Origin of the sequence: Collimonas sp. OK412, from assembly GCF_900112135.1 — a bacterium.
Classification (GTDB): Bacteria; Pseudomonadota; Gammaproteobacteria; order Burkholderiales; family Burkholderiaceae_D; genus Collimonas; species Collimonas rhizosphaerae.
This window is the reverse complement of sequence record NZ_FOLC01000003.1, coordinates 85,103-100,803: the sequence shown is the minus strand read 5'-3', so window position 1 is coordinate 100,803 and position 15,701 is coordinate 85,103. Positions and strand designations below refer to the sequence as shown.

Sequence of the window (15,701 nt, the reverse complement as noted above, 5' to 3'; positions counted from 1 at the left end):
CGGGGTCTTATTGCACCTTGGCTTTGGCGCGCAGATCAGCTTGGTAAGCTTGCAGTTTTTTCTGTTGCAGGGCTTCAGTGATTTGCGGTTTGACTTCAGCCAAAGTAGGAATCTTGGCTGCGCGTACTTCTTCCAGCTTGATCACGTGGTAGCCGAACTGGGTCTTGATCGGCGTTTCGGTCAATTGGCCAGGCTTCAAAGCCACCAGCGCATCGGAGAAAGGCTTCACGAAAGAAGCTGGAGTCGCCCAGCCCAGGTCGCCGCCGTTGGCTGCCGAACCTGGATCTTTCGATTGTTTGGCCAGGTCTTCAAACTTGCCGCCGGCTTTCAGCTTGGTGATGACGGATTTTGCATCGGCTTCGTTTTCAACCAGGATATGGCGAGCGTGATATTCCTTGTCGCCGGCTTGCGCCTTGAACTTGTCGTATTCAGCCTGGATGTCGGCATCCTTGATCGGGTTCTTCTTGACGAAGTCGGCAACCAGGGCGCGGATCAGGATCGATTGGCGGGCGATGTCGGCTTGCGCCTTGACGTCGGCGTTATTGCCCAAGCCCAGCTTGTCGGCTTCCTGGATCAGCACTTCGCGGTTGATCAGTTCGTCCTTGACCATGCTGCGCAGTTCCGGGGTGTCGGCTTGGCCGCCTTGCGCGGACAATTGCTTGACCATCATGTCGGCGCGCGACGAAGGGATTGCCTTACCATTCACGACTGCAAGGTTTTGGGCCATAACAGGCAAAGTCGCTGCTGCAAAAAGTACCACCAGTAAACGTGAAGGTTTAAATGTCATTATCAAATCCTAAATTGGGGAGGTTGTTAATAAATCAATGCGAGGCAAGGGCAGAATAACTGAAGTGTGTTTGAAGGGCAATTATTCTTTAAGATCACTTATGTTTTACGCAGCTTTGGTTTCAGATGGAGCCAGTGCAGTGATAGCCAATGCATGAATTTCAGTTTGCATCATATCAGCCAAGCAATCATACACCAGCCTATGCCGATTTAAGCGGTTTTGTCCTTCAAAAACTGCGCAAACTATCCGTACTTTATAGTGTCCGCCGCCTGATGCAGCACCGGCGTGTCCCACATGCAGCGCCGATTCGTCCTCAACTATACATTCCGACGGCGCCAGCGCCGCTGTCAATTTGTTACGAATGGTATCAAGTCTTGGGTTCATCTGGGTCCTTGATGTATTTGGAGAGCAGGATGCTTTGGCCGATCACGAAGGCAAACATCAGTCCCATGCCGCCGAACAGCTTGAAGTTGACCCAGGTAGCGGTCGGGAAATTGAAGGCGATGTACAGGTTCAGGCAGCCCATGGCGATGAAGAAGGCGATCCAGGCAAAGCCGACCCGCGGCCAGATCGGGTCGGGCAGGGCGATCTGCTTTTCCATCATGGTGCGGATCAGGTTCTTCTTGAGCAGCACCTGGCTGATCAGCAATGCCGCCGCGAATGCCCAGTACAAGACGGTCGGCTTCCATTTGATGAAGGTTTCGTTATGGAAGTAGATGGTGGCGCCGCCGAAGACGCAGATGATGACCAGGGATACCCACAGCATCGCATCGACTTTTTTCCGGCGCAGCAGCAGGTAGCCGATTTGCGCAATCGTGGCGACGATCGCCACCGCGGTAGCCAGCAGCACCGGCGCTTGCGTGGCGGTGACCACGCCGCCGGACACGAAACCCGACAGGTACTGGCTGACCAGTGCCTGGGCAGCATCGGCGTTGCCTTCGCTCCATTTGAAGATACCGAAAAAAAGGATTACCGGGAACAGGTCGAACAGGAACTTCATGGGTGTTTTTGCTTTCAGTCAGGATAAATGGTGGTCAGCGCGTGCATCAGCCGGCGGGATCAAAACGCAGCGACGCCGAATTGATGCAGTAACGCAGGCCGGTTGGCGGCGGGCCGTCGGGAAATACGTGGCCGAGATGGGCGTCGCACACCTTGCATAAAATTTCAGTGCGCATCATGCCATGGCTGCGGTCGACGCGCTCTTCGACATTGTCAGGATTGATCGCCTTGAAATAGCTCGGCCAGCCGCAGCCGGAATCGAACTTGGCGTCCGATTCGAACAAGGGCGTGCTGCAGCATACGCAGGTATAGACGCCATGCTCGTGATGATCCCAGAACTTGCCGGTGAACGCCCGTTCGGTGGCGGCGTGGCGGGTTACTTCGTATTCCATCGGTTCCAGCTCGGCGCGCCATTCGGCGTCGGTTTTGATGACTTTGCTGCTCATAACGTTTTAATCCAATCTAGGACGAACAACTGACTTCCAGCCCGCGCGCCCAGTCAGGGGGCAATTCGGCGTACCGGGCATGTTGCGGCTGTTCGTCAAACGGGTTTTCAAGAATCTGCTGCAGTTTCCTGACTTCCGAGAAGTCTTTCTCCTGCGCTCTTTCGATAGCGGTTTGCGCCAAATAGTTTCGCAACACATATTTGGGGTTGCTTGCATCCATGGCAAGCTTGCGGCTCCGGTCCTGGCTGTTTTCCAGTTTCAGGCGCGCCCGGTATTGTAACGCCCAGGCGTCAAATGCCGCACGGTCGATAAACAGGTCGCGCAGGGCTTCGTCGCCGCCGCTGCCGTCCAGGCGCAAATTGCCGAGCCGGCGGAAAAACAGGGTGAAATCGACGTGGCTGCCCTGCATCAGGGCAAACATGGCGTCCAGCAATTTATCGTCGTCAGGCTGGCGCGACGCCAGGCCCAGCTTGGCATGCAGCAATTCATCCAGCTTGGCGCCGTATATGGCCTGATAGTTGCCCAGCGCAGCTTCGGTTTCCTCGACGCTGCCGATCAGCGGCAACAGCGCCTGGCCCAGGGCAAAGCAGTTCCAATGGCCGATCTGCGGCTGCCTGGCGTAGGCGTAGCGGCCTTGCTGGTCGGTATGGTTGCAGATATGGCCCGGGTCGTAGGCTTCCATGAAGCCGAACGGGCCGTAATCCAGGGTCAGGCCGAGGATCGACATGTTGTCGGTATTCATCACGCCGTGCATGAAGCCGACCGCCTGCCATTGCGCCATCAGCTGCGCGGTGCGGCGTGTCACTTCGGCCAGTAGCGCCTGGTAAGGATTGCTTGCCGCCTGCAGTTCCGGGTAAAAACCGGCGATCACATGGTCGGCCAGGGTTTTCAGTTCCTCGCGGCGGTTGTTGTAATACCAGTGCTCGAACGAACCGAAGCGCACGAAGCTGGGCGCCATGCGCGTCACCACGGCGGTGGTTTCGGGCCGCTCCCGCATCGCCAGCTGGTCGGAACCGATCACCGACAAGGCGCGCGAAGTAGGGATGCCAAGCGCCGCCATGGCTTCCGAGCACAGGTATTCGCGGATCGACGAGCGCAGCACGGCGCGGCCGTCGCCCATGCGCGAATAGGGCGTTGCGCCGGATCCTTTGAGCTGCAGCTCCAGCCGCCCGCCGTCGCTGGCGGCGACGTCGCCCAGCAGGATGGCGCGGCCGTCTCCCAATTGCCCGGCCCAGACGCCGAACTGGTGGCCGGAATAGACTGCCGCCAACGACTGTGAATCGGCGGCGGCGCGGTTGCCGGAGAACGTCTGGATGAAGTCCTCGCTGGCGCATGCCGGCGGCGCCAGTCCGATCAGCTGCGCGGCTTGTTCGCTGGCGGCGACCAGGTAGGGCGCGGGCAGCGGTGTCGGCGCAAGCCTTGTATAAAAGGCAGCGGGCAGGCTGGCAAATGCGTTGGCGAAGCGTAGATGCGCGATTCCGGTCGCTTCGGGGAAAGCCAGGCGGTTGTTCATGACTGCATTGATCCTGATGGCAAGAAGGGAAAATCCAAGTATCGCACGGCGGCCGTTTACCGTTTTTATTCGGCTGAAGCGAAGGCTCTGGCGGCCAAGGTCCTGGCGTGATCGCGGATGTCGATCTGCCATGGTTCGCTCAATTCTTCGAAGCGCGACTGGTCGCCGGCAAAAAAGGCGCGCGTCGCCTCTTCAAAATTGGCCTGGTTGCCGGCCATGGCTGACATGAAACGGTAAGCGTATTCTTGCGCCTTGCGTACCTGGTCGCGCTCTTCGCTACGACGTTTTGCATCTTCGACCAGCTTGCGCAGCGCCACCGAAGCGCCGCCCGGCTGCTGGTTGAGCCAGGCCCAGTGACGCGGCAGCAGGGTGACCTCGCGGCCGACGACGCCCAGTTTCGGACGTCCCGGGCCACGCGCCGTTTCCTGCGCGTCGACGCTTGTTTCTGCTGCCGCGGCGACGGCTTCCGTAGCGGACAGGCGCTGCAATACCTGCTCGGCGCTGCCGCGGAAATCGATTTCGACCTGTTCGCTGGTGACGCCGTCGAAGATCAAGATGCTTGCCGAGTCATTCCGGTCGATCAGTTCTTTTGCTTTCAGCGCCACCAGCTCCAGCTGGCCGGAAGCAATACGGTTGGCGCCGGCAAAGGCGATAACCTGGTGCGGGGTAATCTGGTTCATCGGATTCTCGTGATCTGTTTAGGTGAGTTAATATTACCCTGGTTTAATTGATGGGTCAATATTACCTTGGTAAAAATATTCGACTGACATTAACCATGGCCGGCAAACCGGCGGCCGGCGAACCGGTGGCCGGCGAACCGGTGGCCGGCAAACCGGTGGCCGGCAAACCGGTGGCCGGCAAACCGGTGGCCGGCAAACCGGTAGAATGCCGCACTGCCTGTCATTACCGTCTCTCATTACCGTCTCTCATCATCCTGCGCAATGGAATTTACCCTCATTACTTTGCTCAACGGCCTCAGCTACGGCTTGCTGCTGTTCCTGCTGTCGTCGGGACTGACGCTGATTTTCAGCATGCTGGGCGTGCTCAATTTCGCGCATGCGAGTTTTTACATGCTGGGCGCGTATTTCGCCTATGCGATCAGCACCAGGCTGGGCTTCTGGCCGGCGCTGCTGCTGGCGCCGCTGCTGACCGGCCTGCTGGGGGCGCTGGTCGAGCGCTTCGGACTGCGCCATGTGCGGCGCCATGGGCAGGTAGCGGAGCTGCTGTTTACTTTCGGCCTGTCTTACCTGATCGTCGAGCTGGTGCAGCTGGCCTGGGGCAAAGCGGCGCTGCCGTATGCGATTCCGGCGCAGCTGGATGGCCCGCTATTCACGTTTTATGCCACCACGTTTCCCATCTACCGCGGCTTCATGATGCTGCTGGCGTTGCTGGTCTTGCTGACAGCGGCCTGGCTGCTGAAACGTTCGCGCATCGGCCTGCTGATCCAGGCGGCGCTGACGCATCCGCAGATGGTGGAAGCGCTCGGGCATGACGTGCCGCGGATTTTCACACTGGTGTTTGCGGCCGGTTGCAGCCTGGCTGGGTTGGCGGGCGTGGTCGGCGGCAATGCCTTTGTCACCGAGCCGGGCATGGCGGCCGGGGTCGGCAGCATCATTTTCGTGGTGGTGGTGGTCGGCGGCCTCGGTTCGCTGCGCGGGGCGTTCATGGCTTCGCTGCTGATCGGGATCCTGCAGACGTACGCGGTGGCGCTGGATGTATCCCTGGCCGGCGCCCTGGCGCATTGGGGCGTGGCGCTCAATCCTGATGCAGCCGCCTACCCGCTGCTGCAACTGACGCTGGCCCAGCTGGCGCCGGTGTTGCCGTACCTGCTGCTGGTGCTGGCCATGCTGCTGCGCCCGCGCGGCTTGTCCGGGGTGCGCGACTGATGGACATGCGCTTGACACGAAAATGGGCCTGGATGGCGTTTGCATTGGTGCTGCTGGCCGCGCCCTGGGTGTTCCAGCAAAGCGCCGCGCTGTCGCTGCTGTCGCAATGCGGCAGCATGATGATCCTGGCGCTTTCCTACAACATGCTGCTCGGGCAGGCCGGCATGCTGTCGTTCGGACACGCCATGTATTCGGGGCTGGCCGCTTTTGCCGCCGTGCACGTGATGAACCGATGGGCTGGCGGCAGTCCCGCCGCGCTGGTGCTGGTGCCGCTGGTCGGCGGCTGCGCCGGTTTGCTGTGCGGCGCTGTTTTCGGTTTTGTCACTACCCGTAAAGCGGGCACTGCCTTGTCCATGATCAGCCTGGCGCTGGCCGAACTGGCGGCGGCCGGCGCCTTGATGCTGCCGGGATGGTTCGGCGGCGAGAGCGGGATCAGCGCCGATCGTGTGCTCGGCGCGCCGCTGCTGGGCATCGACTTTGCTTCGCAGCTGCAGGTGTATTACCTGATCGCTTTCTGGCTGTTCGTATCCGCCGCCGCCATGTACGGGCTGACGCGCACGCCGCTGGGCCGCATCGCCAACGCCGTGCGCGACAATCCCGAACGGGCGGCATTCATCGGCCACGATCCGCGCCGCGTGCGTTACCTGATGTTCATGCTGTCGGCGTTCTTCGCCGGCATCGGCGGTGCGCTGGCGGCGATCAATTTTGAAATCGCCAGCGCCGAAAACCTGGGTTTGCTGCGTTCGTCGCAGATCCTGCTGTTTACCTTTATCGGCGGCATCGCCTATTTCTTCGGCCCGATGTTAGGCGCGCTGGCCGGCGTGCTGTTTTCCGCCCTGTCGACATACACGCGAGGCTGGCAGCTGTATCTTGGCCTGCTGTTTGTGATCGTCGTGCTGTTTGCGCCCGGCGGCATCGCCGGCGTCCTGGTGAAAGCGCTGGCGATGCGGCGGCGGCCGGCGCTGCCGTCCTTGCTGCGTTCGGCCGGGTGGCTGCTGCTGGCAGGCTGCTCCGTGCTCTTGATTGAAATGCTGTACCGACGGGCGGGCGGTGTATGAGCGCGAATGACCTGCCTGTCGTCCTGGAGCTGCGCAACCTGCGCAAGCATTTCGGCAATACGCAGATCATCCGCGGCGCGGACCTGCAGTTGAAACAGGGCGAACGGCTGGCGTTGATCGGCCCCAACGGCGCCGGAAAATCGACCCTGTTCAACCTGGTCTCAGGCCGTACCGCCGCCAGCAGCGGCGAGATCCTGCTGCGCGGACGCAACATAAACGGCCTCAGTCCGTTCCAGGTCAACCGGCTCGGCCTGGCGCGCAGTTTTCAGGTCTCCAATATATTCCCGCAGCTGAGCGTCCGGGAAAACCTGCGTGCCGCGGTGCTGTCGTCGCACGGCTACCGTCATGTTTTCTGGCGCCGCCTGTCGGCCCTGCGCGCAGTCAGCCAGCGTACCGAAGAAGTGCTGCGGCAATGCGGTTTGCAAGCCGAGTGCGACACCCTCGGCGGCGACCTCAGCTATGCCGCCCAGCGCGCGCTGGAAATCGGCATCACGATCGCCGGCGACGCCGGCCTGATCCTGCTGGACGAACCCACCGCCGGCATGAGCCGGGATGAATCGGCTGCCGCCGCCGAGCTGATCCGCAGCGTCAGCGCCGGCAAGACCTTGCTGATGATCGAGCACGACATGGATGTGGTGTTCGGGCTGGTGGACCGCATCGCGGTGCTGGTCGACGGACGGATCATCGCTTGCGATACGCCTGCGGCCATCCGCGGCAACCGCGCGGTGCAGGACGCCTACCTGGGCAATGCGGAGGCGGCGCCATGACGGCCATGCTCGAAGTGCGCGGCTTGCACGCTTTCTACGGTCAAAGCCATGTCTTGCACGGCGTCGATCTTGATGTCGGGCCAGGCGAGATCGTCAGCCTGCTGGGGCGCAACGGCGCCGGCCGTTCCTCGACCCTGAAAGCGATCATGGGCATGCTGCGCAGCAGCGGCTCGGTGCGCTTCGACGGGATCGAGCTGAACGGCTTGAAAACTTTCCGCATCGCCCGCCAGGGCCTGGCTTACGTGCCGGAAGAGCGAGCCGTGTTTCCGACCCTGACGGTGGAGCAGAATCTGCTCCTGGGCCAGCAGCGCGAGCGGGTGGCGATGGACGACATGTGGCGGCTGATGCCGCAGCTGGCGGCGCGCAGGCATGTGGCCGCCGGCCTGTTGTCCGGCGGCGAACAGCAGATGCTCAGCCTGTGCCGCAGTCTCATGGGCAAGCCGCGGCTGGTGATGGTGGACGAGCCGACCGAAGGCCTGGCGCCGCACGTGGTGCAAGCGGTGGCGCAGCATTTGCTGGCGTTGCGGGCGCAAGGACTGGGTGTGTTGCTGGTCGAGCAGAAGCTTGGCATCGCGCTGGACATATCCGACCGTGTGCTGGTGATGGGGCACGGGCAGGTCGTGTTTACCGGTACGCCGGCCGAATTGCGCGCCAATCCTGAAGTGCGGCGGAAGTGGCTGGAAGTCTGAAGTGTAGATGGGCGCCCGAAGTTCGGCGATGCCCATCAGGCCGCATAACTCTTCAATCATAAGATCACTGATGCGTGGGGTGGAAAGAATCTGCGGCTGCATCGAATACCATTTGCTGTGCGTATCGCCGAAACTATCTTTGGTTGAATAAATCAGCGTTTCCCTAATCTGGTTTTATCCGTAAACCTCGCCTCTCAGTCAGCTATCGTTTTAAATCCAGGTTTATTACAAATACAAAAATAACACGCATCGCAAGTGTTATTTGATGGTCATCAAATGTTATTTGACTGACAATGTTTCTCGTGTAAAAATACGAAAAATAAATGCATGGCAACGGGATATCTACCGCAAAAATTCCAAGTTCATTGTGTCCGTTGAGCAATCACCTTTAAGTCTCTGCTGATCAAAAGTCAGCGCCATCCGTGTGGTTGTTCAATTCGAACATCCAAACAATTTTTATATGAAAAAAAGGAGTAAATATGGCAATTGATGTCTATTTGAAAATCGAAGGCATTAAGGGGGAATCCACCGACGACATTCACAAAGACTGGATCGAATGCAAATCGGTGCAATGGGAAGTGTTACAGCCAAAATCGGCCTCATCATCGACTGGCGGCGGCCATACGGCAGAACGTTGCGAACACAAAGATATTGTGCTCACCAAGATCGCGGATTCGGCATCTCCGCTGCTGCTGCAAAATTGCTCGTCCGGCAAAACCATCCCAAGCGCCAAATTTGAATTCCTGCGCGCTGACGGCAAAGGGGACCGTATCAAGTATTTTGAAGTCGAGCTGGAAAACATCCTGATTTCCAACGTTGCTCCGGTCGTCGCTGAGGGCGAGGTTCTGAGCGAAAGCGTGAGTCTGAAATATTCGAAGGTCAAATGGAAGTACACCCAGCAAAAAATGGGCGGCGGCTCGGGCGGCAATACATCTGGCGGCTGGGATCTATCGACCAACAAGATTGCTTAATTCGTTGCACCGTTCAAGCGCGCCGTGGCACGTTGATGCACGGTGCCGCTTTCAAAAGCGCCCGGATCAATGGGCGCCTTCCTTCACCCAATATAGCGTGCGATGAATTCGAACACACTATTCGGCGCAATCGCCGGCCTGACCGAAGCCAACCGTCCCATCCGCCTGCGCCTGTCGCAAGAAAAAGGCGTCGTTGACGATGTGTTGCTGGTCAAGCATGTGCGCGGCGTGGAACGAATCTGCGGCGGTATCGAATACCATTTGCTGTGCGTGTCCACCCAGGCCAATCTGCCCACCAAACAGTTCATCGCGATGCCGGTAGAACTGCAGTTCGTCACCGACTCCGGCGGCATGCGCTCCGTGTGCGGCATTGTCGATGGTGTAGTTGCCGGCGAAGCCGATGGCGGTCTTGCCAGTTACCAGTTGATCGTGCGCGACGCGCTGGCGATCATGGAAAAGAGCTGCAACACCCGCATCTTCCGCAACAAGAGCGAAGTCGAGATTACGGAAATCATGCTCGGCGACTGGCGCCAGAAAAATCCTATTCTGGCACGCGCCTTCGATTTCGAGTTGTCGAACTTGCAGGGAAATTACCCGCAAAAAGAATTCACGATGCAGTACAACGAATCCGACGCGGCGTTCTTGCGTCGTTTGTGGAAACGGCGCGGCCTGTCGTGGTTTTTTCAGCCCGGTCAATCCAGTGCCGCCGGCAGCGACCAGACCCCAGGGCATACCCTGGTGCTGTTCGACGATTCCTGGTCCTTGAAACAAAACAGTGCCGGGACCGTACGCTACCATCGCGATGACGGCACCGAACAGCGCGATTGCATCACCGCATGGCATAAACTGCGCAATCTGACCGCAGGCAACGTCACGCGCCAGAGCTGGGACTACAAGACGGCGCGCATGAGCAGCGCCAACCTGCTCGGCACCAATGACCAGGGCGTGCTGGGCAATCGCTTTGCCCGCACGCTCAACGATACGCTGCTTGAGGCGCCCCACATCGGCGACAACGCCGCCGATTACACCAGCCTCGGCACTTTGCGCATCAAGCGTCATGAATACCGCACAAAATGCTATCAGGCCGAAAGCGGCGTGCGCGACCTGTGCGTCGGCGAATGGGTTGCCGTTACCGGCCACGCCGGTATCGACAGCCATCCGGTCAAGGAACGCGAATTCGTCATTACGGAACTGTGGGTCGAAGCAGAGAACAATCTGCCTTATACCGTCGGCGAACGTGCGCAGCGTCTGTTTGCGCTGAACCAGTGGGGCATAGGCAACAGCAACCGGGAATCGGCGCTGGGCCAGGCCAATGCCGAACGTGGCGTCCGCTACACCAATCAATTCACCTGTGTGCGGCGTGACATTCCCATCGTGCCGGCCTACGACCCCCGCATCGATCTGCCGCGCGCCGATGCGCAGGATGTGGTTGTCGTCGGCCCGGAAAATGAGGAAGTGTTTTGCGACAATCTCGGCAGAGTGAAGGTAAGGTTTCCTGGCGTCCGGCCGGAAGAACGCGCAACGCCGCAACTGGCCAGCACCGGCGTCACGGAACATGACTCGGCCTGGGTACGGGTTGCGACCTCCTGGGCCGGCGCGCAATGGGGCGCGATCTCGCTGCCGCGCATCGGCACCCTGTGCCGATTGGGGTTCCTGGGAGGCGACCCCGATAAACCGATCATTACCGGCGCCGTGCACGGCGGCACCACGCCGCCGCCCAGCTTTAGCCGCACCAGCAGCTTGCCGGGTGATCGCTACCTGTCTGGCATCGTCAGCAAGGAAGTCCGGGGGAAACGGGCGAATCAGCTGCGCATCGACGACTCGCCTGGCCAGATCTCCGTGCAATTGGGCAGCGGGCACGCCGCGACACAGCTCAATCTCGGCTACCTGACTCACCCGCGCAGCAACGGCAAAGCGACGGCACGCGGCGACGGCTTCGAACTGGCCACGAATGAAAGCGGCAGCCTGCGTACCGCGAAATCCCTGCTGATTTCAGCCTGGAAGCGGCTCGATGCCAGCGGCAGCCAATTGAGCAGCGAAGAACATATCGCGCTCATGCAGGACTGTCTGGACCTGTTTAAATCTCTGGGCCAGTATGCCGCCGAGCACCAGGCGCTGGCCCTGGATGACGCGCCACAGGCTGCGCTCAGGGATGACATCAACAGCGCGGCCGCTGGCAGTAACGTCAACCCACAGGGCGAGGGCGGTAAACCAACGATCAGCGTGACGGCGCCGGACGGTCTCGCCTTCAGCACGCCCAAGACTATCGTCAGCTATGGCGGCAAGAATGTCGACACGGTGGCGCAGCAGCATGTGCAATTGACTGCCGGCCAGCGCTTCAACCTGAACGCCGGCAAGGGTGTTTCCGTGTTCGCGCACCGGGACGGCATCAAGCAGATTGCCCACTACGGAAAATTCCTGATGCAGAGCCAACACGACGAGATGCAGATTGATTCCGCTACTGACCTCAAGGTGAGCGCCGGCAAACATCTGATCCTGATGGCGGACGAAATCACGCTCATGAGTAGCGGCGGCGCCTATTTCAAGCTCAAGGGCGGCATGCCCGAAATCGGCGGCACGGATGCGCTGCACGTCAGGACCGACGGCCATAACTGGGACGGTCCGGCCAGCGTCAGCGCCGGCCTGCCGAAATTCAGCGAGGGCGACCTGAGCCGCACGCCGCGCCTGTTGAGCCCGACGGACGGCGAACCGGTCGCAGGCATGAAATTACATGTCGAGCGCCCTGACGCCAACCCTGTGACCGGCGAGAGCGCCGGCGACGGCACCGGCGGCAAGGTGACGGCCAGCGGCTTGCAGCAGCTCAAGGCGTTTTTCTTTACGCCACGCGCATGAGGCGCGTATCCAGCATAACCGGACAGCAACCAACGATGACGTTTGAGGACATAACACAATGACCGACATTTCAACCAGCCCGGAAAGCCCGGCCTCTCCCGCTGATGATCTCAGCATCCTCGTTGTGGGTAAAAAAGAGGGCATCTGCCTGTTCAACCATAGCTACCTGGATGTCATCAAGCAACTGCCACTGCCAGGCGTCGTCATCTTTGTGCACGGCGTGAATTCGGATGGCGAATGGTATTCGGAAGCGGAAGAAGGAATATGCGCAGGATTGAATGACCGCCTCAAACGGCGGAATGAAAATCTGTTCTTTCCGACTACTGAAGCCGGCCAGTTGCGACCCGTTAAATACATGCGGGAACTGACAGCCGATGGTTATCTCAATCCCGATATGCAACCGGATACATTTCTAGATGGTGATGATACGTTTTCGCCGGTCATCCGCTTCCGCTGGGGCTACAAGGCCAGCCTGGAGGAACTGCAGCAATACGGCGACGGCATCTATGTCAACGAGCAGAACTACTGGGGCGGCGGCCCGTTTGCGAATGGCTGCACTGCGCTGCCCGACCTGTGGGGCGAAGGCTTGTCGGAAAAATTGTTCCTCTGGATGGACGTGCAGCACATGAATCCGGCCAATGACCGCCATGTATATGCTTGTCCGCCGCGTCCTTATTACGTGCTGGCGGCGCTGCGGCTGGCGAGGCTGGTGGAGTCGCTGCGCAAGAAACAGGCCGATGTGCCGGTCACCATCGTCTGCCACAGCCAGGGCAATATGGTGGGACTCGCGGCAGCCTTCCTGGGCGACCGTTTGGACCCCGCCATCGATGGCTGCGGCAAGAGCGCGCCCTGCGTGGCGGACAATTACGTGCTGTGCAATCCGCCGTATAGCCTTCGGGAAGATAATTTTGCCGAGAACTGGAGTCAGGCCGGCATGAAAGGCCCTGATGGCGATACTGGCCGTCAGACGCTCGATGCACGCAAGGCGACCCTGGCGGCATTTTTTGCGATCGTCAAGGCACGCAAGGGCGCCGAGCAGGAACCGGATCGCGTTGACCGGCGCATGGCCAATGCGGGACATGGCTTTACCGCCGAAGCCGACCGCGAGAATTATGGATATAACGGCTCGACCTATGGCCGCGTCACCCTGTACTGCAATCCGCATGACCAGGTGATTTCAGCCGCGCCGATACAGGGCATAGGCTGGCTCGGCATGAGCAAAGAGGAGATCGTGGACACCGGCGGCGCCGGCGTATTCACCCAGCGCGTGTTTGCACAGGATTTTGAAGTAGGCAAACAAGGGCAGTACGACTACTGGGAAGACCATTGGCGAAAATTGGGCGCCAAGCGCGGCAGCCAGGACTTCTGGCATCCGGAATCCCCAGCCGTCAAATATTCCGTGGCCAAGGGCTTGGATGCGAGCAAGGATAAGGGCTTTCCCAGCATTCTCACCTTTGCTTTTGCCCCCGTCATGATCGTGGCAACGAAACTGTTCGACAAGCGCGTCAATGCGCTGCCGCCGAAGGACTGGGTCATCCCGTTGGAAGCGCCGCTGCTGCCGGCGTTCCTGCCGGCCTCGAAGAGTTTCGGTGTCATGAGCACCGATTTCGACCAGGGCCTGGATGCCCCTGGCGCGTTGCGTGACAAGGAACGCGAACAGGATCCCGACGATCCCTTTGCCGGCGACCGCAAAAGGAAAGACGGCAGCACCGACGCCGCGCAAGGCAATGCAGACAGTGAAGCGACGCTGCGTTATGAATATCACGCGCTGATGCGCATGAAGGCCAAACGCGCAAGGCGGTACAGGAACGACGAGCAAGTGACCGAGGAAGATAATCCCGCGAGCGCCAGTGCTGAATATACCGCCTGGCGCAACGAGCAGATAAAGACCACCCTGGCCGACAATCTCGATACCCATGCGACCGACCATTCGACGATCATGACCAATGGCGTGCATGCGCAGAAGGCGCTGGCCTATGACGTGGCGATTGGCTGCTGCGATATACCGGAAAAGGATTTGCACAAATTGCGAATAGCAGCGGACTGGCGATTTCTCAAAGGATTGGATGAAGGTGATTCCAGCAAGCAATTTAAAGAATATTTTTCTGACGGAAAATTTTTGGGCGTGTCGACCTATGAATGGGCCAACGCACAAGGTAGTGAAGGCCGTCTGCCGGACAAAATTGTCGATAAACGTCAGTACCCAGATTTCACGTCGCAACCGCAGTCATGGCAGCGCGCTTGAATACGCTGATTGCCACCCGCAACCGGCGGCTGGGCTGGACCGTCCTTGCCTTTGTGATCGCTATTGCTGTCGCGCTGTGGCTTGCCTGGCGCGCCGATACCGCTACACCGCAACCCATGACTATTGGAGAACTTATGACCCGTTTGCTTGCTTTGCCAGCCCTTGTTGCTATTGTCGTACTAGGTTTGTTGACGGCATGTGCCGGCACACCGGTTGCCGCCGCGGCGACTGCCGCCGTTCCCGCGGCAACCGAATCTGCCAATCCGTTCATGGCGCAAGTCGTCGGCGTGCAATGGCTCAATCCGTTGCAACGTCGCGATTATCCAACTGAATGGCAATTGCTGTGGACGCTGGGGCTGGTACAGCCCAATAAGAACGACGACATGGTCAAGGCCAATCCTGAAAAATTCACAAAACTTCAAGTGATTGGGTCGATAGCCGCTGGAAATGATGGCGAAGAAACCTTCAAGGGCTATCATCATAAATATGTCGAAGAATTGATTGATATTTTCCATGACAACTATGGTGCTGATTCCCGCTATTTTTATAACGTCCACTCGCTCGAAAACAAGAAATCATGGCGTGAACTCGCCGGCATCCATATTGAATATGCGCTGCCAGCAGGGAAACTCGATCCGGTCGAGGCTGCCGATTTCACAAAGAAATACATTACTAGAAGTTTTGGGATCGGCAATCCCAGCTCTCCAACACTTTGGACGCGCAGCACGCCGCCCGACGTACGCGTAACGATGGGCGGCCCGAACGCCGGCTTCACTTCGTTGTCGGCAGCATTGGATTATCTGCAAGCACATCCCAATGAAACCGCCTGGGCCATGAATTGGGACGCACCAAGCCGCCCCAAGGATAAGCAAATCAACGAAAACATGGTGCTCCTGGTGCTGGCTGGCCCCAACTACAACACCGAGCGCGCGGCGCTGGCCTGGATCGGCTATCCAGCCACCAAGGCAGTGGCGGATTTCAACGCAGAGAAAGGCAAGCCGCCCCGCATTGTGCAAGCCTGGAAAGCCACGATGGACGCTGCCACCCACAACGCTGGCAAACAGGATACCGATATCGGTTACGTGATCCACGACGCCAACAATACGCATCCGAATTCATCGGACCGGATCGGCAACCTGGCGCAGACGCTCAGCGCTGAACTGGTCGAATTCGATTTCACGAAACAGACTTTCAACACGCCGGCCTTGCTGGGCGAGATGGGCGCCGGCACCGCCCTGACCAATGTGGCGCTCGGCATCGCCTACGCCAATCATTTCGGCAAGAACGTGCTGGTGGCCGGCACCAGCGACGCCGCCCATCCGACCGCCGTGTTGGTGACGCCGCCAGCCAAGGTTCGTCCTATCGATCCCGACAAACCCTGGTTCCGCGCCCGTGGCGGCAACAACGCTTTCCTGCCATGGTGGGGCTTGCGTCACGATGCTCCGCCAGGGTCGCAAGGGTATTCCAAGTAAGGCCGCATCAACGGC

Annotated in this window: 15 protein-coding genes; 8 read left to right on the top strand and 7 right to left on the bottom strand. The window is 59.5% G+C overall.

The window, feature by feature from the left end; all coding sequences use genetic code 11:
- Positions 1 to 7 precede the first annotated feature (7 nt).
- From BM062_RS04545 to BM062_RS26110, 7 genes are all read right to left on the bottom strand, one after another.
- Positions 8 to 787 carry a peptidylprolyl isomerase gene (locus tag BM062_RS04545; RefSeq protein ID WP_092393847.1) on the bottom strand — a complete coding sequence of 260 codons (780 nt, stop codon included), beginning with the start codon at positions 785 to 787 and terminating at the stop codon, positions 8 to 10.
- 105 nt (positions 788 to 892) lie between these two features.
- Positions 893 to 1,171, bottom strand: coding sequence for a BolA family protein (locus tag BM062_RS04540; protein ID WP_092393844.1), 279 nt, complete (start codon positions 1,169 to 1,171; stop codon positions 893 to 895).
- Entirely contained in the window at positions 1,155 to 1,787 is a 633-nt protein-coding gene (locus BM062_RS04535) for a septation protein A (protein WP_092393840.1), read from the bottom strand. The genes BM062_RS04540 and BM062_RS04535 overlap by 17 nt, the downstream gene beginning before the upstream one ends.
- Positions 1,788 to 1,833: 46 nt before the next feature.
- Positions 1,834 to 2,232 (bottom strand): peptide-methionine (R)-S-oxide reductase MsrB, encoded by a 399-nt coding sequence (gene msrB / locus BM062_RS04530; RefSeq protein ID WP_092393837.1) that lies wholly within the window; start codon positions 2,230 to 2,232, stop codon positions 1,834 to 1,836.
- A 16-nt stretch (positions 2,233 to 2,248) separates the two neighbouring features.
- Positions 2,249 to 3,745, bottom strand: a complete 1,497-nt coding sequence (locus tag BM062_RS04525; RefSeq protein WP_092393834.1) for a protein adenylyltransferase SelO — start codon at positions 3,743 to 3,745, stop codon at positions 2,249 to 2,251.
- Between the two features lie 65 nt (positions 3,746 to 3,810).
- Positions 3,811 to 4,425, bottom strand: coding sequence for a DUF2239 family protein (locus BM062_RS04520; protein ID WP_092393831.1), 615 nt, complete (start codon positions 4,423 to 4,425; stop codon positions 3,811 to 3,813).
- Positions 4,426 to 4,514: 89 nt separating this feature from the next.
- The gene (locus tag BM062_RS26110; protein WP_256381564.1) at positions 4,515 to 4,649 is read right to left on the bottom strand and encodes a hypothetical protein; all 135 of its coding nucleotides are present in this window, start codon (positions 4,647 to 4,649) and stop codon (positions 4,515 to 4,517) included.
- Positions 4,650 to 4,686: 37 nt separating this feature from the next.
- On the opposite strand from BM062_RS26110, the gene BM062_RS04515 reads away from it, so the two are divergent.
- The 8 genes from BM062_RS04515 to BM062_RS04480 all read left to right on the top strand — a co-directional run bounded on the left by BM062_RS04515 (position 4,687) and on the right by BM062_RS04480 (position 15,686).
- Complete coding sequence (locus BM062_RS04515; protein ID WP_092393828.1) at positions 4,687 to 5,631, top strand: branched-chain amino acid ABC transporter permease; 945 nt, start codon at positions 4,687 to 4,689, stop codon at positions 5,629 to 5,631.
- 5 nt (positions 5,632 to 5,636) lie between these two features.
- Positions 5,637 to 6,689 (top strand): branched-chain amino acid ABC transporter permease, encoded by a 1,053-nt coding sequence (locus tag BM062_RS04510; protein ID WP_254784921.1) that lies wholly within the window; start codon positions 5,637 to 5,639, stop codon positions 6,687 to 6,689.
- Positions 6,686 to 7,456, top strand: coding sequence for an ABC transporter ATP-binding protein (locus BM062_RS04505; protein ID WP_092393823.1), 771 nt, complete (start codon positions 6,686 to 6,688; stop codon positions 7,454 to 7,456). Before BM062_RS04510 ends, BM062_RS04505 begins: the two co-directional genes overlap by 4 nt.
- Positions 7,453 to 8,145 (top strand): ABC transporter ATP-binding protein, encoded by a 693-nt coding sequence (locus BM062_RS04500; protein WP_254784920.1) that lies wholly within the window; start codon positions 7,453 to 7,455, stop codon positions 8,143 to 8,145. Before BM062_RS04505 ends, BM062_RS04500 begins: the two co-directional genes overlap by 4 nt.
- A 479-nt stretch (positions 8,146 to 8,624) precedes the next feature.
- The gene (locus BM062_RS04495) at positions 8,625 to 9,116 is read left to right on the top strand and encodes an Hcp family type VI secretion system effector (protein WP_092393820.1); all 492 of its coding nucleotides are present in this window, start codon (positions 8,625 to 8,627) and stop codon (positions 9,114 to 9,116) included.
- Positions 9,117 to 9,218: 102 nt separating this feature from the next.
- On the top strand, positions 9,219 to 11,969 hold the full coding sequence (locus BM062_RS04490) for a type VI secretion system Vgr family protein (RefSeq protein ID WP_092393817.1): 2,751 nt from the start codon (positions 9,219 to 9,221) through the stop codon (positions 11,967 to 11,969).
- 58 nt (positions 11,970 to 12,027) lie between these two features.
- Positions 12,028 to 14,214, top strand: a complete 2,187-nt coding sequence (locus tag BM062_RS04485) for a T6SS effector phospholipase Tle3 domain-containing protein (RefSeq protein ID WP_092393813.1) — start codon at positions 12,028 to 12,030, stop codon at positions 14,212 to 14,214.
- Positions 14,199 to 15,686 carry a virulence factor gene (locus BM062_RS04480; protein WP_254784919.1) on the top strand — a complete coding sequence of 496 codons (1,488 nt, stop codon included), beginning with the start codon at positions 14,199 to 14,201 and terminating at the stop codon, positions 15,684 to 15,686. Before BM062_RS04485 ends, BM062_RS04480 begins: the two co-directional genes overlap by 16 nt.
- The last annotated feature ends 15 nt before the right edge of the window (positions 15,687 to 15,701 follow it).

Excerpts from the sequence above, each read along its gene's own strand:
- BM062_RS04545 (WP_092393847.1), bottom strand. The coding sequence starts at position 787 with ATGACATTTAAACCTTCACGTTTACTGGTGGTACTTTTTGCAGCAGCG.
- BM062_RS04540 (WP_092393844.1), bottom strand. The coding sequence starts at position 1,171 with ATGAACCCAAGACTTGATACCATTCGTAACAAATTGACAGCGGCGCTG.
- BM062_RS04535 (WP_092393840.1), bottom strand. The coding sequence starts at position 1,787 with ATGAAGTTCCTGTTCGACCTGTTCCCGGTAATCCTTTTTTTCGGTATC.
- msrB (WP_092393837.1), bottom strand. The coding sequence starts at position 2,232 with ATGAGCAGCAAAGTCATCAAAACCGACGCCGAATGGCGCGCCGAGCTG.
- BM062_RS04525 (WP_092393834.1), bottom strand. The coding sequence starts at position 3,745 with ATGAACAACCGCCTGGCTTTCCCCGAAGCGACCGGAATCGCGCATCTA.
- BM062_RS04520 (WP_092393831.1), bottom strand. The coding sequence starts at position 4,425 with ATGAACCAGATTACCCCGCACCAGGTTATCGCCTTTGCCGGCGCCAAC.
- BM062_RS26110 (WP_256381564.1), bottom strand. The coding sequence starts at position 4,649 with ATGACAGGCAGTGCGGCATTCTACCGGTTTGCCGGCCACCGGTTTGCC.
- BM062_RS04515 (WP_092393828.1), top strand. The coding sequence starts at position 4,687 with ATGGAATTTACCCTCATTACTTTGCTCAACGGCCTCAGCTACGGCTTG.
- BM062_RS04510 (WP_254784921.1), top strand. The coding sequence starts at position 5,637 with ATGCGCTTGACACGAAAATGGGCCTGGATGGCGTTTGCATTGGTGCTG.
- BM062_RS04505 (WP_092393823.1), top strand. The coding sequence starts at position 6,686 with ATGAGCGCGAATGACCTGCCTGTCGTCCTGGAGCTGCGCAACCTGCGC.
- BM062_RS04500 (WP_254784920.1), top strand. The coding sequence starts at position 7,453 with ATGACGGCCATGCTCGAAGTGCGCGGCTTGCACGCTTTCTACGGTCAA.
- BM062_RS04495 (WP_092393820.1), top strand. The coding sequence starts at position 8,625 with ATGGCAATTGATGTCTATTTGAAAATCGAAGGCATTAAGGGGGAATCC.
- BM062_RS04490 (WP_092393817.1), top strand. The coding sequence starts at position 9,219 with ATGAATTCGAACACACTATTCGGCGCAATCGCCGGCCTGACCGAAGCC.
- BM062_RS04485 (WP_092393813.1), top strand. The coding sequence starts at position 12,028 with ATGACCGACATTTCAACCAGCCCGGAAAGCCCGGCCTCTCCCGCTGAT.
- BM062_RS04480 (WP_254784919.1), top strand. The coding sequence starts at position 14,199 with ATGGCAGCGCGCTTGAATACGCTGATTGCCACCCGCAACCGGCGGCTG.